Origin of the sequence: Pseudomonas sp. OV546 (genome assembly GCF_900116845.1) — a bacterium.
Taxonomy (GTDB): Bacteria; Pseudomonadota; Gammaproteobacteria; order Pseudomonadales; family Pseudomonadaceae; genus Aquipseudomonas; species Aquipseudomonas petroselini.
Map to the genome: position 1 here is coordinate 20629 of NZ_FPCE01000019.1, position 14403 is coordinate 35031.

Sequence of the window (14403 nt, forward strand, 5' to 3'; positions counted from 1 at the left end):
CACGACAGTCAGGGCGCGGAATATAGCATGGGCTTTTTCGCGTCCGTTCTATGACCGACAAGTTCTGTAATAAAAACGCCATTGCGCTGGGGATTACCTGTGCGCCGGGCTATTTTGGTGCGTCTCAATAACTAGAGTAGCCATGGATGAAATACCAACCCTTCAGCCGTACCTTGATTGCCACAGCCCTGGTGTTGACGGTCAGTGGTGTGCACGCCGCTTCCCAGGCCCCGGTGGCCGGTGAAAATGGCATGGTGGTGACGGCCCAGCATTTGGCCACTCATGTGGGCGTGGATGTGCTCAAGGCCGGCGGCAACGCGGTCGATGCTGCTGTCGCGGTGGGCTATGCGCTGGCCGTGGTGTACCCGGCGGCGGGTAACCTGGGGGGTGGCGGTTTCATGACCGTGCAACTGGCGGACGGGCGCAAGACCTTCCTCGATTTCCGCGAAAAAGCCCCGCTGGCGGCCACCGCCGATATGTACCTGGACAAAGACGGCAACGTCATCGAAGGCCTCAGCGCCAAGGGCCACTTGGCCGTCGGCGTACCCGGCACCGTGTCGGGGATGGAACTGGCCCTGAGCAAATACGGCACCCTCAAGCGCGCCCAGGTCATCGCACCGGCGATCAAGCTGGCGGAAAACGGCTTTGCCCTGGAGCAAGGTGATATCGACCTGCTGCACACCGCCACCGGCGAGTTTGAAAAAGACAAGGACATGCGCGCGATCTTCCTGCACAACGGCCAGCCGCTGCAGGTGGGTCAGAAACTGGTGCAGAAAGACCTGGCCAAGACCCTTAAGGAAATCTCGGCCAAGGGCACCGACGGTTTCTATAAAGGTTGGGTCGCCAAGGCGCTGGTGGATTCCAGCCAGGCCGGCAAGGGCATCATCACTCAGGCGGACCTCGACAAATACAAGACCCGTGAGTTGGCACCCATCGAGTGCGACTACCGTGGCTACCACGTGGTCTCGGCACCGCCACCAAGCTCGGGCGGCGTGGTGATCTGCCAGATCATGAACATCCTCGAAGGCTACCCGATGGCCGACCTCGGCTATCACTCGGCCCAAGGCCTGCACTACCAGATCGAAGCCATGCGCCACGCTTATGTGGACCGTAACAGCTACCTCGGCGACCCGGACTTCGTGAAGAACCCGATCGAGCACCTGCTGGATAAAAACTACGCGACCAAACTGCGCGACGCCATCGAGCCGCAAAAGGCCGGGGATTCCCAAGCCATCAAGCCGGGCGTATCCCCTCACGAAGGTAACAACACCACCCACTATTCCATCGTCGACAAGTGGGGCAATGCGGTGTCGGTGACCTACACCCTCAACGACTGGTTCGGCGCGGGCGTGATGGCGAGCAAGACTGGGGTGATCCTCAACGATGAAATGGACGACTTCACCGTCAAGGTCGGCGTGCCGAACATGTACGGGCTGGTCCAGGGTGAAGCCAACGCCATCGCGCCGGGCAAGGCGCCGCTGTCGTCGATGAGCCCGACCATCGTGACCAAGGATGGCAAGGCTGTGATGGTGGTGGGCACGCCAGGTGGCAGCCGCATCATTACCGCGAACTTGCTGACTATCCTGAATGTCATCGACTACAAGATGAACATCCAGGCAGCCGTGGACGCGCCGCGTTTCCACCAGCAGTGGATGCCGGAGACCACCAACCTCGAGACGTTTGCCGTGAGCCCGGACACCCAGAAGATCCTGGAAAGCTGGGGCCACAAGTTTGCCGGTCCGCAGGATGCCAACCACTTGGCGGCGATCCTGGTGGGCGCGCCGTCGCTGGGTGGCAAGCCGGTGGGTAACAACCGCTTCTATGGGGCGAATGACCCGCGTCGTAATACCGGGCTGTCGCTGGGGTACTGACGGGGGCGCGCGGGCTTGTCGAATCTTCGCACCGCCCGCGCTGGGCTGCGTAGCAGCCCCAATAAAAACACCGCGTTCTGCCTGACAGAGCGCGGTGTATGGTTTTAGGGCTGCTACGCAGCCCAGCGCGGGGCAAGCCCGCTCACTACAACAGCTGTTCTACTGCGGTGAATGCGGCGCTCCGGCGTTCTTCCCAATTTCCCCTGATGACCACGACGGGTTGCTGGTGCTGCTGCATCCAGTCCAGGCTGTCCTGGAAAAACGCCCTGCGGTCGGCCAGCTCAGGTTGGCAGCGTTGCCCATCGGCCGTCCACTCCACATCTTCCGGCGACAACAGCAGGTGCAGGTCGTAGTGCCGAGCCAGCAGTTCGTCGTCCAGCCAGGCCGGGTAGTCGCCAAACAGGGTCTGGCTCCACAGTTTGTTGGTCAGCAAGTGCGTATCGAGGATCAGCAGGCGGGGCTGTTCGGCGCGGGCGGCGTCTTCCCTGGCGAGTTGGCCACGGGCGATGGCCGGGATATCCGCAAGGCAGGTATCACGCTGGTGATGGTCGATGAATTCGCGCACGTATTCACGCACCATCAACCCGCCAAACTGCGCTTGCAGCTCCGTCGCCAGCCAACTTTTACCACTGGATTCCGGCCCGGCCAGTACCACCACCTTCATGCGTGCAACGCCGGGTCGGCGCGCCATTCGCGCCAGCCTTGCACGGCGATCACGGTGAACAGCGCGTAGAGCGCGGCGGTGAGGTAGAGGCCTTTGTAGACAAACAGCCCGACGAAGATCACGTCCACGGCAATCCACAGTGGCCAGCACTGCACGCGCTTCTGCGCCATCCACAGTTGTGCCACCAGGCTGAAACCGGTCAGGGCGGCATCCAGCCAGGGTTGGGCGGCGTCGGTCCAGTGCGCCATGGCGGCGCCGAGCAGCAAGCTGCCGATTGCCCCCACCGCCAGGCTGGCCATGATCGCCGGCACATCGAGGCTGGTCACTTGGCGGCCCTGCTGGACCTCGCCGGCGCGGGTCCACTGCCACCAACCGTAGACTTGCAGCGCGGCGTAGACCACCTGCAAGAGCATGTCGGAATAGAGTTTTACGTCGAAGAACACCCAGGTGTACAGCAACACCATCACCAGCCCGATAGGCCAGCACCAAGGGTTCTGCTTGACCGTCAGCCATACGGCGATCACCCCCAGGGCGGCGGCGAACAGTTCAAGCCCGGACATGGTGGTTCCTTGGGAGAGTGGGAGAGGGCGGGGATTGTAACCAAAGAAGGTGGGTCTAGGAATTGGCTGTTGTAGTGAGCGGGCTTGCCCCGCGCTGGGCTGCGCAGCAGTCCTAAAACCAATCGCCGCATACTGTCAGGCAATACGCGGCGTATTTATTGGGGCTGCTACGCAGCCCAGCGCGGGGCAAGCCCGCTCACCACAACAAGCCTGCTCATCACAATAGGCCCGCTCACCACAATAGGCCTGCTCACCACAACAAGCCCGCCCACCACAAAACTACACTTTGAATTGGCGCAGCAGGCCGTCGAGTTGTTCGCTCAACCCGCGCAATTGCGCACTCGCCACGCTCGACTGTTCCGCCGCCAGCGCCGTGCTGTGGGACAAACCGGCGGCCTGGGTGACGTTCTGGTTGATGTCTTCCACCACATGGGCCTGTTGCAGGGTGGCACTGGCAATCGACGCATTCAGGCCGTTGAGGTTATTCAGGGCTTGCCCGATGGCGGTCAGGCTGGCGCCGGCCTGGCCGGCCTGTTCGATGGTCAGTTGCGAGGCGCTGTGACTGTCGCTGATCACCTTGACCGCCGCTTCCGAGTGGCCTTGCAGGCGCTCGATCATGCCCTGGATCTCGGCGGTGGACTTTTGCGTGCGCTGGGCCAGCAGGCGCACTTCATCGGCCACCACGGCAAAGCCACGGCCTTGTTCGCCCGCGCGTGCCGCTTCAATCGCCGCGTTAAGGGCCAGCAGGTTGGTCTGGTCCGCGATGGAGCGGATGACCTCGAGCACGCTGCCGATCTGGGTACTTTCGGCGGACAGGGTGCGAATCACTTCCACCGCCTGGCTGATGGTGCCCGAGAGCTGGTCGATCTGCTGCAGGCTGCCGTCGATGTTGACCTGGCCTTGCTGCGCCTGGGCCTGGGCATCGCGCATTTCGCTGGCGGCGTGTTCGGCGTTCTTGGCCACGTCCTGCACGCCGTAGGTGACTTCGTTGATGGCCGTGGCCACCAGTTCCATCTGCTGGGACTGTTGCTGGCTGCGGTCATGGGCCTGGGTGGCGTTGGCGCCCAGCTCTTGCGAGGACTGGCCCAATGCGTTGGCGCACGCCTGCAACTGGGTTACCACCAGACGCAGCTTGGCGGTAAAGCTGTTGAAGTGTTGGGACAGTTGGGTGACTTCGTCCTGGCCATGGGTATCGAGGCTGCGGGTGAGGTCGCTTTCGCCGCTGGCGATGTTGCCCATGGCATTCACGGCGTCCTGCAACGGCCGTACGATGCTGCGGGCGATCAACGAGACCAGCAACGCCATGACCACCGCGATGCCCAAGCCGATAAACGAGGCTTTCCAGACCTGGGCGCTGAACTCGGCCTGTACATCATCCACGTAGACCCCGGAACCGATGATCCAGCCCCACGGCTCGAACAGTTGGATATACGAGGTCTTGGCCACGGGCGCTTCGGCACCCGGCTTCGGCCAGCGATAGTTGATGATGCCCGCGCCCTTGGCCTTGGCCAGGATCACGAATTCGTTGAACACGGCAAACCCGTCGGGGTCGCGGATCGCCGACAGGTTCTGGCCGTCGAGCTTGGGGTTGGCCGGATGCATGATCATCACGGGCGTGAGGTCGTTGATCCAGAAATAGTCGTCATGGTCGTAGCGCAAGCCGCGCACCGCGTTCATGGCTTGTTTCTGGGCGGCTTCGCGGGTCATCACGCCGGTGGTTTCGAGGCTGTGATAAAACGTCAGGATACCGCTGGCGGTCTGGACCACGTGTTGGGTCTGCAGGCGTTTGGCCTGGTAGAGGTCGTCATGGATCTGCTTGAGCATCAGCAAACCCAGGGCCATCAGCATCAGCACAGCGACTATCAGGATCAGCCAGAGCCGTCGGCTGATCGACATATTGCGCAAACTGTTCATCGTCCTGTCACTCCGGGCTTTTTATAATTGTGGGCGCCACATCGACTTTTACGCCTTGTCTGATAGGCTTTCGGCCTGTAATCGAAAAACCTGAGTACTGTCTGATTTTTCACAGGATTTTTGCAGCGCGGGGTTGAAACTCAGCGCTGTGTCTTGTCGTCAGTGAACCATTAAAAAGATTAACAAGGCTTGCCGTAGAGCAAGACCTTTGGGGGAAGTATGGATTTTTGGACCGCCATTCAGGCAGTGATTCTTGGCGTTGTGGAGGGGCTTACCGAGTTCCTGCCGATTTCCAGCACCGGCCACCAGATCATCGTCGCCGACTTGCTCGACTTTACCGGCGACCGTTTCAACGCGTTCAACATCATCATTCAACTGGGCGCGATCCTGGCCGTGGTGTGGGAGTTCCGGGGCAAGATTTTCGAAGTGGTCAGCGGCCTGCCGACCCAGCGCAAGGCCCAGCGGTTTACCGTCAACCTGCTGATCGCCTTTATGCCGGCGGTGGTGTTGGGGGTGATTTTCGCTGACGTGATTCACCACTACCTGTTCAACCCGATCACCGTGGCCACGGCCCTGGTGCTGGGCGGCATCGTCATGTTGTGGGCCGAGCGTCGTGAACATGAAGTGCATGCCGAGACCGTCGATGACATCACCTGGAAAGACGCGCTCAAAGTCGGCCTGGCGCAGTGCCTGGCGATGATCCCGGGCACCTCGCGTTCGGGCTCGACCATTATCGGCGGCCTGTTGTTCGGGCTGTCACGCAAGACCGCCACCGAGTTTTCGTTCTTCCTGGCCATGCCAACCATGGTCGGCGCGGCAGTGTATTCGGGCTACAAGTACCGTGACCTGTTCCAGCCGGCGGACCTGCCGGTGTTCGTCATCGGCTTCGTGACCTCGTTTATCTTCGCGATGATCGCGGTCAAGGGCCTGCTCAAGTTCATTGCCAGTCACAGCTATGCCGCGTTTGCCTGGTACCGCATTGCGTTCGGTTTGCTGATCCTGGCGACCTGGCAGTTCGGCTGGATCGACTGGACCGCGGCCGAGGCATGATGATCCAGCACCCACGCCTGAAGGCGGCGATCTTTGCGCTGCTGTGCGCGGCGCCGTTGTTGGGGTCGGTATTGGTGTGGCAGCGTGGCGAGACGCTGATTCCGCTGGTGGCCTATGGCGTGGTCAGCGTGATCGCGTTCTTCCTGTACTGGAGCGACAAGCGCAAGGCGCGCACCGACAGCTGGCGCACGCCGGAAAATATCCTGCACGCCGTCGAGCTGGCAGGCGGTTGGCCGGGCGCGTTGATTGCGCAGCAGGTGTTCCGGCACAAGACGCGCAAGGTGTCCTACCAGGTGCTGTTCTGGGTGATCGTGTTACTGCACCAGGTGTTTTGGCTGGACCAGATGTTCCTCGGCGGTACCCTGGTTTCAATTCTCTAGCAACAACCCGATCTGCGTGCGCTTGGGCAGTTTGCTCACCACCAACTGGTGGGAGCGCTGCAACAAGCCACGCAGCTCCTCGGCGCCCAGTGGGTAGGGCGTGTTCATGATGATCCACTGCGCACGTGCCAGGTAGGGCGCCGGGTGGATGCCTGGGCGGTCCACATGGCCGAGGAACAATTCCTTGTCGACCTTGAACGCCAGCGAGTCACCGCGCAGGTTTTGCAGGGCGAACATCTTGTTGCCGGCAATCGAGAATACCCGCACGCCGCCCCATTTGTAGTCCTCCCGCGCGCCGGGCAGGCTCAGGCAGAAGGTCGCGACTTGGGCTTCGGTCATTTTCATAGCAGGCGGTCTCCACAGCCTTTGAAACCTTCTTCCAGGTAATCGATCCAGGCGCGGATGGCCGGCAACACGCCACGGCGATGCGGGTACACCGCTTGCAGCCAGCCGCCCGGCAACGACCATTCCGGCAGCAGTTGTACCAACTGGCCGCTGGCCAGTTCGGCTTCACAGTACATCATCGGCAGTATGGTGAAGCCCAGGCCCATGATGGCGCTGGTTTTGCGCACGATGAAGTCGTCGATACCCAGCCGGGCCTCCATCGCCAGCTCGTGGGCATGGCCCTGCGGGTCGATAATGCGCTGATGCACCAGGCGATCCGCCTCCAGCGCCCCGAGGATCGGCAATTGCTTGAGGTCCTCAAGGCTGGCCACCTGACGACCGAGCATCAACGCGGGGCTGGCCACCAGCACGGTCTGCGCCTGACGCAGGCGCTTGGTGACCAGCAAGGGGTCTTCATCACCGAGCTCGCGTACACGCAGGGCCACATCGATGCCCTCGGCCACCAGGTCGACGCGGCGGTTGACCAGGGTCATCTCCAATTGCACCTGAGGGTGGGCTGCGAGAAAACCCGCGACGATTTCCGGCAGGATGTGCTGTGCCATGCCCACCGGACAGCTCACCCTCAGCCGCCCACGGGGCTCGCTGGACATGCTGGCGACGGCCTCATCGGCCATTTCCGCTTCCAGCAGCATGGCCTGGCAATGCCGCAGGTAACGCTCGCCGACGGCGGTAAGCGTCAATTGGCGGGTGGTGCGTTGCAGCAGGCGCGCGCCGAGGCGTTCTTCCAGCTCGGCGATGCGTCGCGACAACCGGGACTTGGGAATCCCCAGCAGGCGCCCGGCCGCCGCGAAACCGCCGGCTTCCACGACTTTGGCGAAATAGTAGAGGTCGTTGAGGTCTTGCATGGTCAGCCTATTGTCCTGTCAGTGGGACAAACTATCGCATTTGAGCTGACTTATCGACTATTCGTTTGATGCGTAGGATCACCACCATCTGATCGCCACTGTCGATCCCACCTCGGAGATCCACCATGAAACTGTTGCATATCGATTCCAGCATCCTCGGCGACAACTCGGCGTCCCGTCAGCTCAGCGCCGGCGTGGTCAAGGCCTGGCAAGCTGCGGAGCCGGGTGTGGAAGTGACCTACCGTGACTTGGCCAGCGAAGGCATCAACCACTTCTCCGGCGCGACCTTGGGCGCCCTGGGCACCGCTGCCGAGCTGCGTGATGCCGCGCAAAAGCATGAGGCCGAGCTGAGCGCATCGTCGCTGGCCGAGTTCCTCGCCGCCGACGCGGTGGTGGTAGGTGCGCCGATGTACAACTTCACTATTCCAACCCAGTTGAAAGCCTGGATCGACCGCATCGCCGTCGCCGGCCAGACATTCCGCTACAGCGAAGCCGGTCCGGAAGGCCTGTGCGGCAACAAGAAAGTCATCATCGTGTCCACGTCCGGTGGAATGCATGCCGGGCAAGCCACGGGTGCCGCCCATGAAGGCTACCTGAAACTGCTGTTTGGCTTCCTGGGCATCACCGATATCGAGATCGTGCGTGCCGAAGGCCTGGCCTACGGTGACGAAGTGCGCAGCAAAGCCCTGAGCGACGCCAACGTACTGATCAACGAACAATTGTTCGCCGCCGCGTAAGGCTTGTGTAAATTTCGCCCTTCCTCGGTTTCAATCTGAAGCCGGGCGCCTAAACTCTGTATTCTGCTCGCCTGAAAACGACCGGAGTACGGAGTTTTTTCGTTTACCCGCTGTCATTACTTTGGCCCAGGTTGTGCAAGCATGGGTTTAACAACCTGGACGTTTCTTCGATATGTCGGTTCTCACGCAGCAAAGGTGGACATCCCCATGATGCGTCTTTGTGCTGTTATGGTTCTTTCCCTGCTCGGCGGCCTGATTTCAGTGCACGCTGCGCCGGCACCGCACCCGCATTGGAGTGTGGGTTTCCATCGCATGACGTTTCTTGATCCGCTGGACTTGCAGCCGATGAAGGCCGTGGCCTTTTACCCGTCCACCGGGCTTGAGCACACCACACAATTGGGTGCGTACCACGTCGCTGCCACCGAAGACTCCAAGATTGCCATCGGCCGTTTCCCGATGTTGATGTTGTCCCATGGCAACACTGGCACGCCCCTGGCCCTGCATGACCTGGCCACCTCATTGGCGCGCAAAGGCTTCGTGGTGGTGGCGGTGTTGCACCCCGGCGACAACTACAAGGACCACAGCCGCCTGGGCACGGTGAGTAACCTGTATGGCCGGCCGATCCAGATTTCCGAAGCGATCACCGCGACCTTGGGCGACCCGATGCTCTCGCCGTTCGTCAACATTGATCAAGTGGGGGTTATCGGTTACTCCGCCGGGGGCGAGACCGCGTTGATCCTGGCCGGTGCCAAGCCGGACTTCGACCGGTTGCGCCGTTATTGCCAGGAGCGCCCGGAAGACCGCGACGCCTGCACCACCAAGGGCGAACTGGTGGTGGACCGTGACGACCTGCAACCGCAGTCCGACCCGCGTATTCATGCCTTGATGCTGATGGCACCGCTGAGCCTGATGTTTGGTCGCCACACCCTGGCGGATGTGCATGTGCCGGTGCTGCTCTACAGCGGCGATGGCGACAAGCTGGTGGCCGTGGACAAGAACGCGGCGGCCCTCGCGCGCAAACTGCCGGAACCGCCGGACTTCAAACTGCTGGCCGGGGCCGGGCATTTCGTGTTCATGGCGCCGTGCGACAGCGATCAGTTGGCCGCAATGCCGGCGATTTGCACCGATGCCGATGGCGTCGACCGCGAGGGCATTCACCGCGACCTGATTTCCGAGGCGGGGCGTTTTTTCAGCCACACCCTCGGCCAATCCACCCGCGCCGGTTTGCAGACGGCTGATCAGTAAGCGCGGCGCTTGAGCAATAGCGTCAGGCCCAGTGCGGTCACCGACAGCAGTGCCGCGCAGAAGAAGATCCAGCCATAGCCGAGGTTCAGCGCCACGGCGCCCATCAATGGCCCGGCAATCGCCAGGGCCAAATCAAAGAACACCGCATACGCACTCAGTCCCGCGCCTCGGCTGCTGTTGGGCACCTGCTTGATGGCTTCCACACCCAGCGCCGGGTACACCAGTGACAAGCCAAAGCCGGTCAGCCCGGCCCCCATCAATGCCACCCCGGTGGACGGTGCGAGCCAGAGCAGCGTCAGGCCCAAGGTCTCGATGGTCATGCAGGCAATCGCGGCGCGGAAGCCACCAAAGCGGCTGATGGCGGAGATAAACACTAGACGCGACAGGATAAAGCACACGCCGAACACGGTCAGGCAGTACGCTGCGCCGGCCCAGCCGCGATTGAGGTAATACAGGGTAATAAAGGTGGTGAGGGTGCCGTAGCCGATAGATGCCAGGCACAGGCTGGCGCCAAACGGTGCGATACGCCCGAACACCGCCCAGAACGGCAGGCGCTCACCGCGCACTACCGGCACCGAGGGTTTGTTGCGGATCAGCACCAGGCCCAATGCGGACAACACCGACAGCGCAATGCCGAGGCTGTTGTAGCCATACTCGGCCACCATCACCACGCCCAGCGGCGCACCGATGGCGATGGCACCGTAGGAGGCGATGCCGTTCCACGAAATCGAGCGCGCCGTGTGTTCGGCACCGACGGCGCCCATGCACCAACTGATGGTACCCACGCCGATCAGCCCTTGGGCTACGCCCAGCAACAGCCGCGCGACGATCAGAATGCCCAGGCTCAATGACGGCAGGCTGTCCACCAGCGTCGCGAAAAACGTCAGCACACCACTCACAAGGATCCCGGCCAGCCCCAACACGATCGCGCGTTTGGTGCCGACGGTGTCGGACATGCGCCCGGCCATGGGGCGGCTGAGCAGGGTGGCCAGGTATTGCGAGCCGATCGTGACCCCGGCCACCACGGCGCTGAAGCCCAGTTGTTCGTGCACATAGCCTGGGATCACCGCAATCGGCAGGCCGATGCAGATAAAGGCGATAAAGGTGTAGAAGACGATGGAGACGATCTTCAGGGTGATCGACATTGAACTGGGAGCGGCGGCAGGCATGGGCACTCATTCGCGGGCGGGCGGTGAGGGCATGATGGCAAGGGCCAGGGGGAAAAGAAAGCAGGCTAACTACTTTGCCTGATGAACAGGTGTAGTGTGATGGGCGGTGCTGTTTGTGAAGGGGGCCGTTGTAGCGAGCGAGCTTGTTGTGGTGAGCGGGCTTGCCCCGCGCTGGGCTGCGAAGCGGCCCCAATAGAAAACACCGCGTTCTGTCGGACAGAGCGCGGTGTTCTTTTTAGGGCCGCTTCGCAGCCCAGCGCGGGGCAAGCCCGCTCACCACAGCAAGCCTGCTCATTACAAGTGCGAGCTTTAGAACACCACGCCTTGGCTGCGCAGGTAGTCGTCGTAGGTGCCGCTGAAGTCGATCACGCCATCGGCGCTCAACTCGATGATGCGGGTGGCCAGGGACGATACGAACTCGCGGTCGTGGCTGACGAAGATCAGCGTGCCTGGGTAGTTTTCCAGCGCCAGGTTCAGTGCTTCGATGGATTCCATGTCCAAGTGGTTGGTCGGTTCGTCCATGATCAGCACGTTCGGCTTTTGCAGGATCAGCTTGCCGAACAGCATGCGACCTTGCTCACCACCGGAGATCACCTTGACCGACTTGAGGATCTCGTCGTTGGAGAACAGCATGCGGCCCAGGGTGCCACGGATCACTTGCTCGCCTTGGGTCCACTGGCCCATCCAGTCGAACAGGCTCATGTCGTCTTCGAAGTCGTGGGCGTGGTCCTGTGCGTAGTAGCCCAGTTCAGCGGCTTCGGTCCACTTGATGCTACCGGCGTCCGGCGTCAGTTCGTTGACCAGGGTGCGCAGCAGGGTGGTCTTGCCAATGCCGTTCGGGCCGATGATCGCCACGCGCTCGCCCGCTTCAACCTGGAAGCTGAAGTCCTTGAACAGCGGCTTGCCATCGAAGCCTTTGGCCATGCGCTCGACGATGACCGCCTGGCGGTGCAGCTTTTTGGTCTGTTCGAAACGGATGAACGGGCTCACGCGGCTCGAAGGCTTGACCTCGGCCAGTTGGATCTTGTCGATCGCCTTGGCGCGGGAGGTGGCCTGCTTGGCTTTCGAGGCGTTGGCCGAGAAGCGGCTGACGAAGGATTGCAGTTCGGAGATCTGCGCCTTCTTCTTGGCGTTGTCCGACAGCAATTGCTCGCGGGACTGGGTCGCCACGGTCATGTACTCGTCGTAGTTGCCCGGGAACAGGCGCAGCTCGCCGTAGTCCAGGTCAGCCATGTGGGTGCACACGCTGTTCAGGAAGTGACGGTCGTGAGAGATGATGATCATCAGGCTGGAGCGCTGGGTCAGGATGTTTTCCAGCCAGCGGATGGTGTTGATGTCCAAGTGGTTGGTCGGTTCGTCGAGCAACAGCACTTCAGGATCGGAGAACAATGCCTGGGCCAGCAGTACACGCAGCTTCCAGCCTGGGGACACTTCGCTCATCGGGCCAAAGTGCTGTTCCAGGGGAATACCCAGGCCCAGCAGCAGCTCACCGGCACGCGATTCGGCGGTGTAGCCGTCCATCTCGGCGAACTCGGTTTCCAACTCGGCCACGGCCATGCCGTCGTCTTCGCTCATTTCCGGCAGCGAGTAGATACGGTCGCGCTCGGCCTTGACCTTCCACAGCTCTTCGTGGCCCATGATCACGGTGTCGAGCACGGTGAATTCTTCGTAGGCGAACTGGTCCTGGCGCAGTTTACCCAGGCGTACATTCGGCTCCAGCATGACCTGGCCGCCGGACGGATCCAGGTCGCCGCCGAGGATTTTCATGAAGGTCGACTTGCCGCAACCGTTGGCACCGATCAAACCATAACGGTTGCCAGCGCCGAACTTGACCGAGACGTTCTCAAAGAGCGGCTTGGCGCCGAACTGCATGGTGATGTTAGCTGTGGAGATCAATTACTTTACCTATCAATAGCTTAGGGTGCGCTTATTTGAACTGGGACCAATTTGGGACCAATCTGGAGCTTTTGCATTTCGCTCCAGTCCGAGCTTGAGTTGATCCAACGCGCATAAGTCGAGAGCAGCATCTGCACACTATGGCCGAGCTGCTGGGAGATGAAGGCGGGGTTCATGCCAGACATAATGCATATTGTCGCATAGGTGTGACGACAGTTGTATGGCGGGCGACGACGGATGTTTAGTGCTTTTAGGGTAGGAACCCATTGCTTGTGCAGGTCGGACGTTTGTCGGACGTAGGCTGCGTTCTTTGAGGGCGGGAAGATGTAAGGGGTTTCCAGCACCTTGCCTTTGCCCTTTTTCCGACGTTCTGCGTATTTCTTGGCGAAATCCAAGGCATGCAGGGCGCGGTCATTCAACAAAACAAAGCGGTCACCACCCGTTTTCGTGCGCTCCACCACTTCCCCCAGTGCGACACCACGACACACGTGGGCCGTCTTCTTCTGCTCGTCTACCTCATCCCAGCGCATCGCCAGGGCTTCGGAGAGACGCATTCCTGTAAAAAACACGAACTCAAAAAATGCCGCATAAATCGTGCTGGGCCAGTGATCGTGCTCGTACATCTTGGCGATGATCTGGTTTGCCTCGTCCAGGGTGAACGGGTCGATCTCCTTTTTGCTGCGCTTGGGCAGCTCCAGAATCGCCGCCGGATTTTTTTGGATCAGCTCTTCGGATACGGCTGAATTCAGGATGGTGGACAGCTTCGAGATTGCGTTGCGCTTAACGCCCGGCGACTTCCACTCGCTGGTGGCCATGACCCGGCGGAGCAGCGTGGTGGTGATCAGGTCGATCCGCACCAGGGCCAGGCCGGGCATCCAGTATCGGTTCAGTGCGCCCTTGTAGTTCGCCTTCGTTCCACCGACCACCTCACGACTGTCTAGCCAGAGTTGGGCATACTCGCCGAAGTTGATCTTCCCCCCAGCGACGTTACTGGAACTGGGGAAAAGCTCGGCGTACTTATCGTCGTCGAGCAGCCCCAGCTTAATCAGACCTTTTACTTGATCAACAACCTGTGAGGCAGACTTGATTCCTTTCTGTGTCGGGGGATAGGGGAGCGTTTCACTGCGCCGGCTGCCGTTCCACATAAAGCGGATGCGGATCGATCCGTGGTGGAGGTCCATTCCTGCGGGCAAACCCATTGGCTTTCGAGCCATTCGTAATATCTCCTGATGCTGTACATGACGCGGCTGCCTTGCTTGTTCCAGACGCCGATGGGGATTTGGTTGCGGGCGCGCTTTGAGCGCAGGGCGGCGAGGGTGGTACCGAGGAGCTCGGCCATCTGCGCCTCGGGCACCTTGTCGCCCGTGATCCCGTCGTTGAGTTTTTCTGATGCTGACATGGGTGGTCCTGGCCGCGCGGGGCGACGGAAAGTAGCCCACCGGTTTCCGGCAGGCTTATTCAGAGGGGGAATGGCTACATCAAGGAGGCGAGATATGCGCCTGCGATTTGCTGCCGCATATCCTGTCGCGTTTTAAGATTGATGAAGCCCAGCCGAAGCAATCTGTCTGTCCATCGGTCGTACTTGCGGAAGAAGCGATTCCTAGACTTGCGGGTTTTTACTGGGGCGATTGCGATGACTGCGTCTGCGAAATATTTCATGAGAGACT

General features: G+C 61.0%; 14 protein-coding genes. 5 read left to right on the forward strand and 9 right to left on the reverse strand.

The genetic code is table 11. The features are described 5' to 3' along the window. The first annotated feature begins 146 nt into the window (after positions 1 to 146). Positions 147 to 1871 (forward strand): gamma-glutamyltransferase, encoded by a 1725-nt coding sequence (ggt, locus tag BM403_RS28615; protein ID WP_093546325.1) that lies wholly within the window; start codon positions 147 to 149, stop codon positions 1869 to 1871. 145 nt (positions 1872 to 2016) lie between these two features. On the opposite strand, the gene BM403_RS28620 is transcribed toward ggt, so the two are convergent. From BM403_RS28620 to BM403_RS28630, 3 genes are all read right to left on the reverse strand, one after another. After that, the gene (locus BM403_RS28620; RefSeq protein ID WP_093546328.1) at positions 2017 to 2535 is read right to left on the reverse strand and encodes an AAA family ATPase; all 519 of its coding nucleotides are present in this window, start codon (positions 2533 to 2535) and stop codon (positions 2017 to 2019) included. Then, positions 2532 to 3095 (reverse strand): nicotinamide riboside transporter PnuC, encoded by a 564-nt coding sequence (gene pnuC / locus BM403_RS28625; RefSeq protein ID WP_093546331.1) that lies wholly within the window; start codon positions 3093 to 3095, stop codon positions 2532 to 2534. Before pnuC ends, BM403_RS28620 begins: the two co-directional genes overlap by 4 nt. Before the next feature lie 279 nt (positions 3096 to 3374). Next, the gene (locus tag BM403_RS28630; RefSeq protein WP_093546334.1) at positions 3375 to 5009 is read right to left on the reverse strand and encodes a methyl-accepting chemotaxis protein; all 1635 of its coding nucleotides are present in this window, start codon (positions 5007 to 5009) and stop codon (positions 3375 to 3377) included. A gap of 219 nt (positions 5010 to 5228) precedes the next feature. Between BM403_RS28630 and BM403_RS28635 the strand changes: the two genes are divergently transcribed. Both BM403_RS28635 and BM403_RS28640 read left to right on the forward strand, forming a co-directional pair. Further along, on the forward strand, positions 5229 to 6059 hold the full coding sequence (locus BM403_RS28635; protein ID WP_093546337.1) for an undecaprenyl-diphosphate phosphatase: 831 nt from the start codon (positions 5229 to 5231) through the stop codon (positions 6057 to 6059). Then, positions 6056 to 6439, forward strand: a complete 384-nt coding sequence (locus tag BM403_RS28640; protein ID WP_093546340.1) for a DUF1294 domain-containing protein — start codon at positions 6056 to 6058, stop codon at positions 6437 to 6439. Before BM403_RS28635 ends, BM403_RS28640 begins: the two co-directional genes overlap by 4 nt. Here BM403_RS28640 and BM403_RS28645 read toward each other — a convergent pair. Then, complete coding sequence (locus BM403_RS28645) at positions 6428 to 6784, reverse strand: MmcQ/YjbR family DNA-binding protein (RefSeq protein ID WP_093546343.1); 357 nt, start codon at positions 6782 to 6784, stop codon at positions 6428 to 6430. The genes BM403_RS28640 and BM403_RS28645 overlap by 12 nt on opposite strands. After that, positions 6781 to 7689: a LysR substrate-binding domain-containing protein gene (locus BM403_RS28650; protein ID WP_012723995.1), complete on the reverse strand. Its 909-nt coding sequence runs from the start codon at positions 7687 to 7689 to the stop codon at positions 6781 to 6783. Before BM403_RS28650 ends, BM403_RS28645 begins: the two co-directional genes overlap by 4 nt. Positions 7690 to 7814: 125 nt before the next feature. On the opposite strand from BM403_RS28650, the gene BM403_RS28655 reads away from it, so the two are divergent. After that, positions 7815 to 8426, forward strand: coding sequence for an FMN-dependent NADH-azoreductase (locus BM403_RS28655; protein WP_012723996.1), 612 nt, complete (start codon positions 7815 to 7817; stop codon positions 8424 to 8426). Between the two features lie 207 nt (positions 8427 to 8633). After that, a complete protein-coding gene (locus tag BM403_RS28660) occupies positions 8634 to 9671 on the forward strand; it encodes an alpha/beta hydrolase family protein (RefSeq protein ID WP_012723997.1) in 1038 nt (345 codons plus the stop codon). On the opposite strand, the gene BM403_RS28665 is transcribed toward BM403_RS28660, so the two are convergent. The 4 genes from BM403_RS28665 to BM403_RS28680 all read right to left on the reverse strand — a co-directional run bounded on the left by BM403_RS28665 (position 9665) and on the right by BM403_RS28680 (position 14395). Continuing rightward, complete coding sequence (locus BM403_RS28665) at positions 9665 to 10840, reverse strand: MFS transporter (RefSeq protein ID WP_043205287.1); 1176 nt, start codon at positions 10838 to 10840, stop codon at positions 9665 to 9667. The two genes, BM403_RS28660 and BM403_RS28665, sit on opposite strands and share 7 nt — an antisense overlap. 309 nt (positions 10841 to 11149) lie before the next feature. Then, on the reverse strand, positions 11150 to 12736 hold the full coding sequence (locus BM403_RS28670) for an ABC-F family ATPase (protein ID WP_080567188.1): 1587 nt from the start codon (positions 12734 to 12736) through the stop codon (positions 11150 to 11152). Positions 12737 to 12756: 20 nt separating this feature from the next. Beyond that, positions 12757 to 13950, reverse strand: a complete 1194-nt coding sequence (locus tag BM403_RS28675; RefSeq protein ID WP_093546346.1) for a tyrosine-type recombinase/integrase — start codon at positions 13948 to 13950, stop codon at positions 12757 to 12759. Positions 13951 to 14209: 259 nt separating this feature from the next. Next, positions 14210 to 14395 carry a hypothetical protein gene (locus BM403_RS28680; RefSeq protein WP_093546349.1) on the reverse strand — a complete coding sequence of 62 codons (186 nt, stop codon included), beginning with the start codon at positions 14393 to 14395 and terminating at the stop codon, positions 14210 to 14212. Positions 14396 to 14403 lie beyond the last annotated feature (8 nt).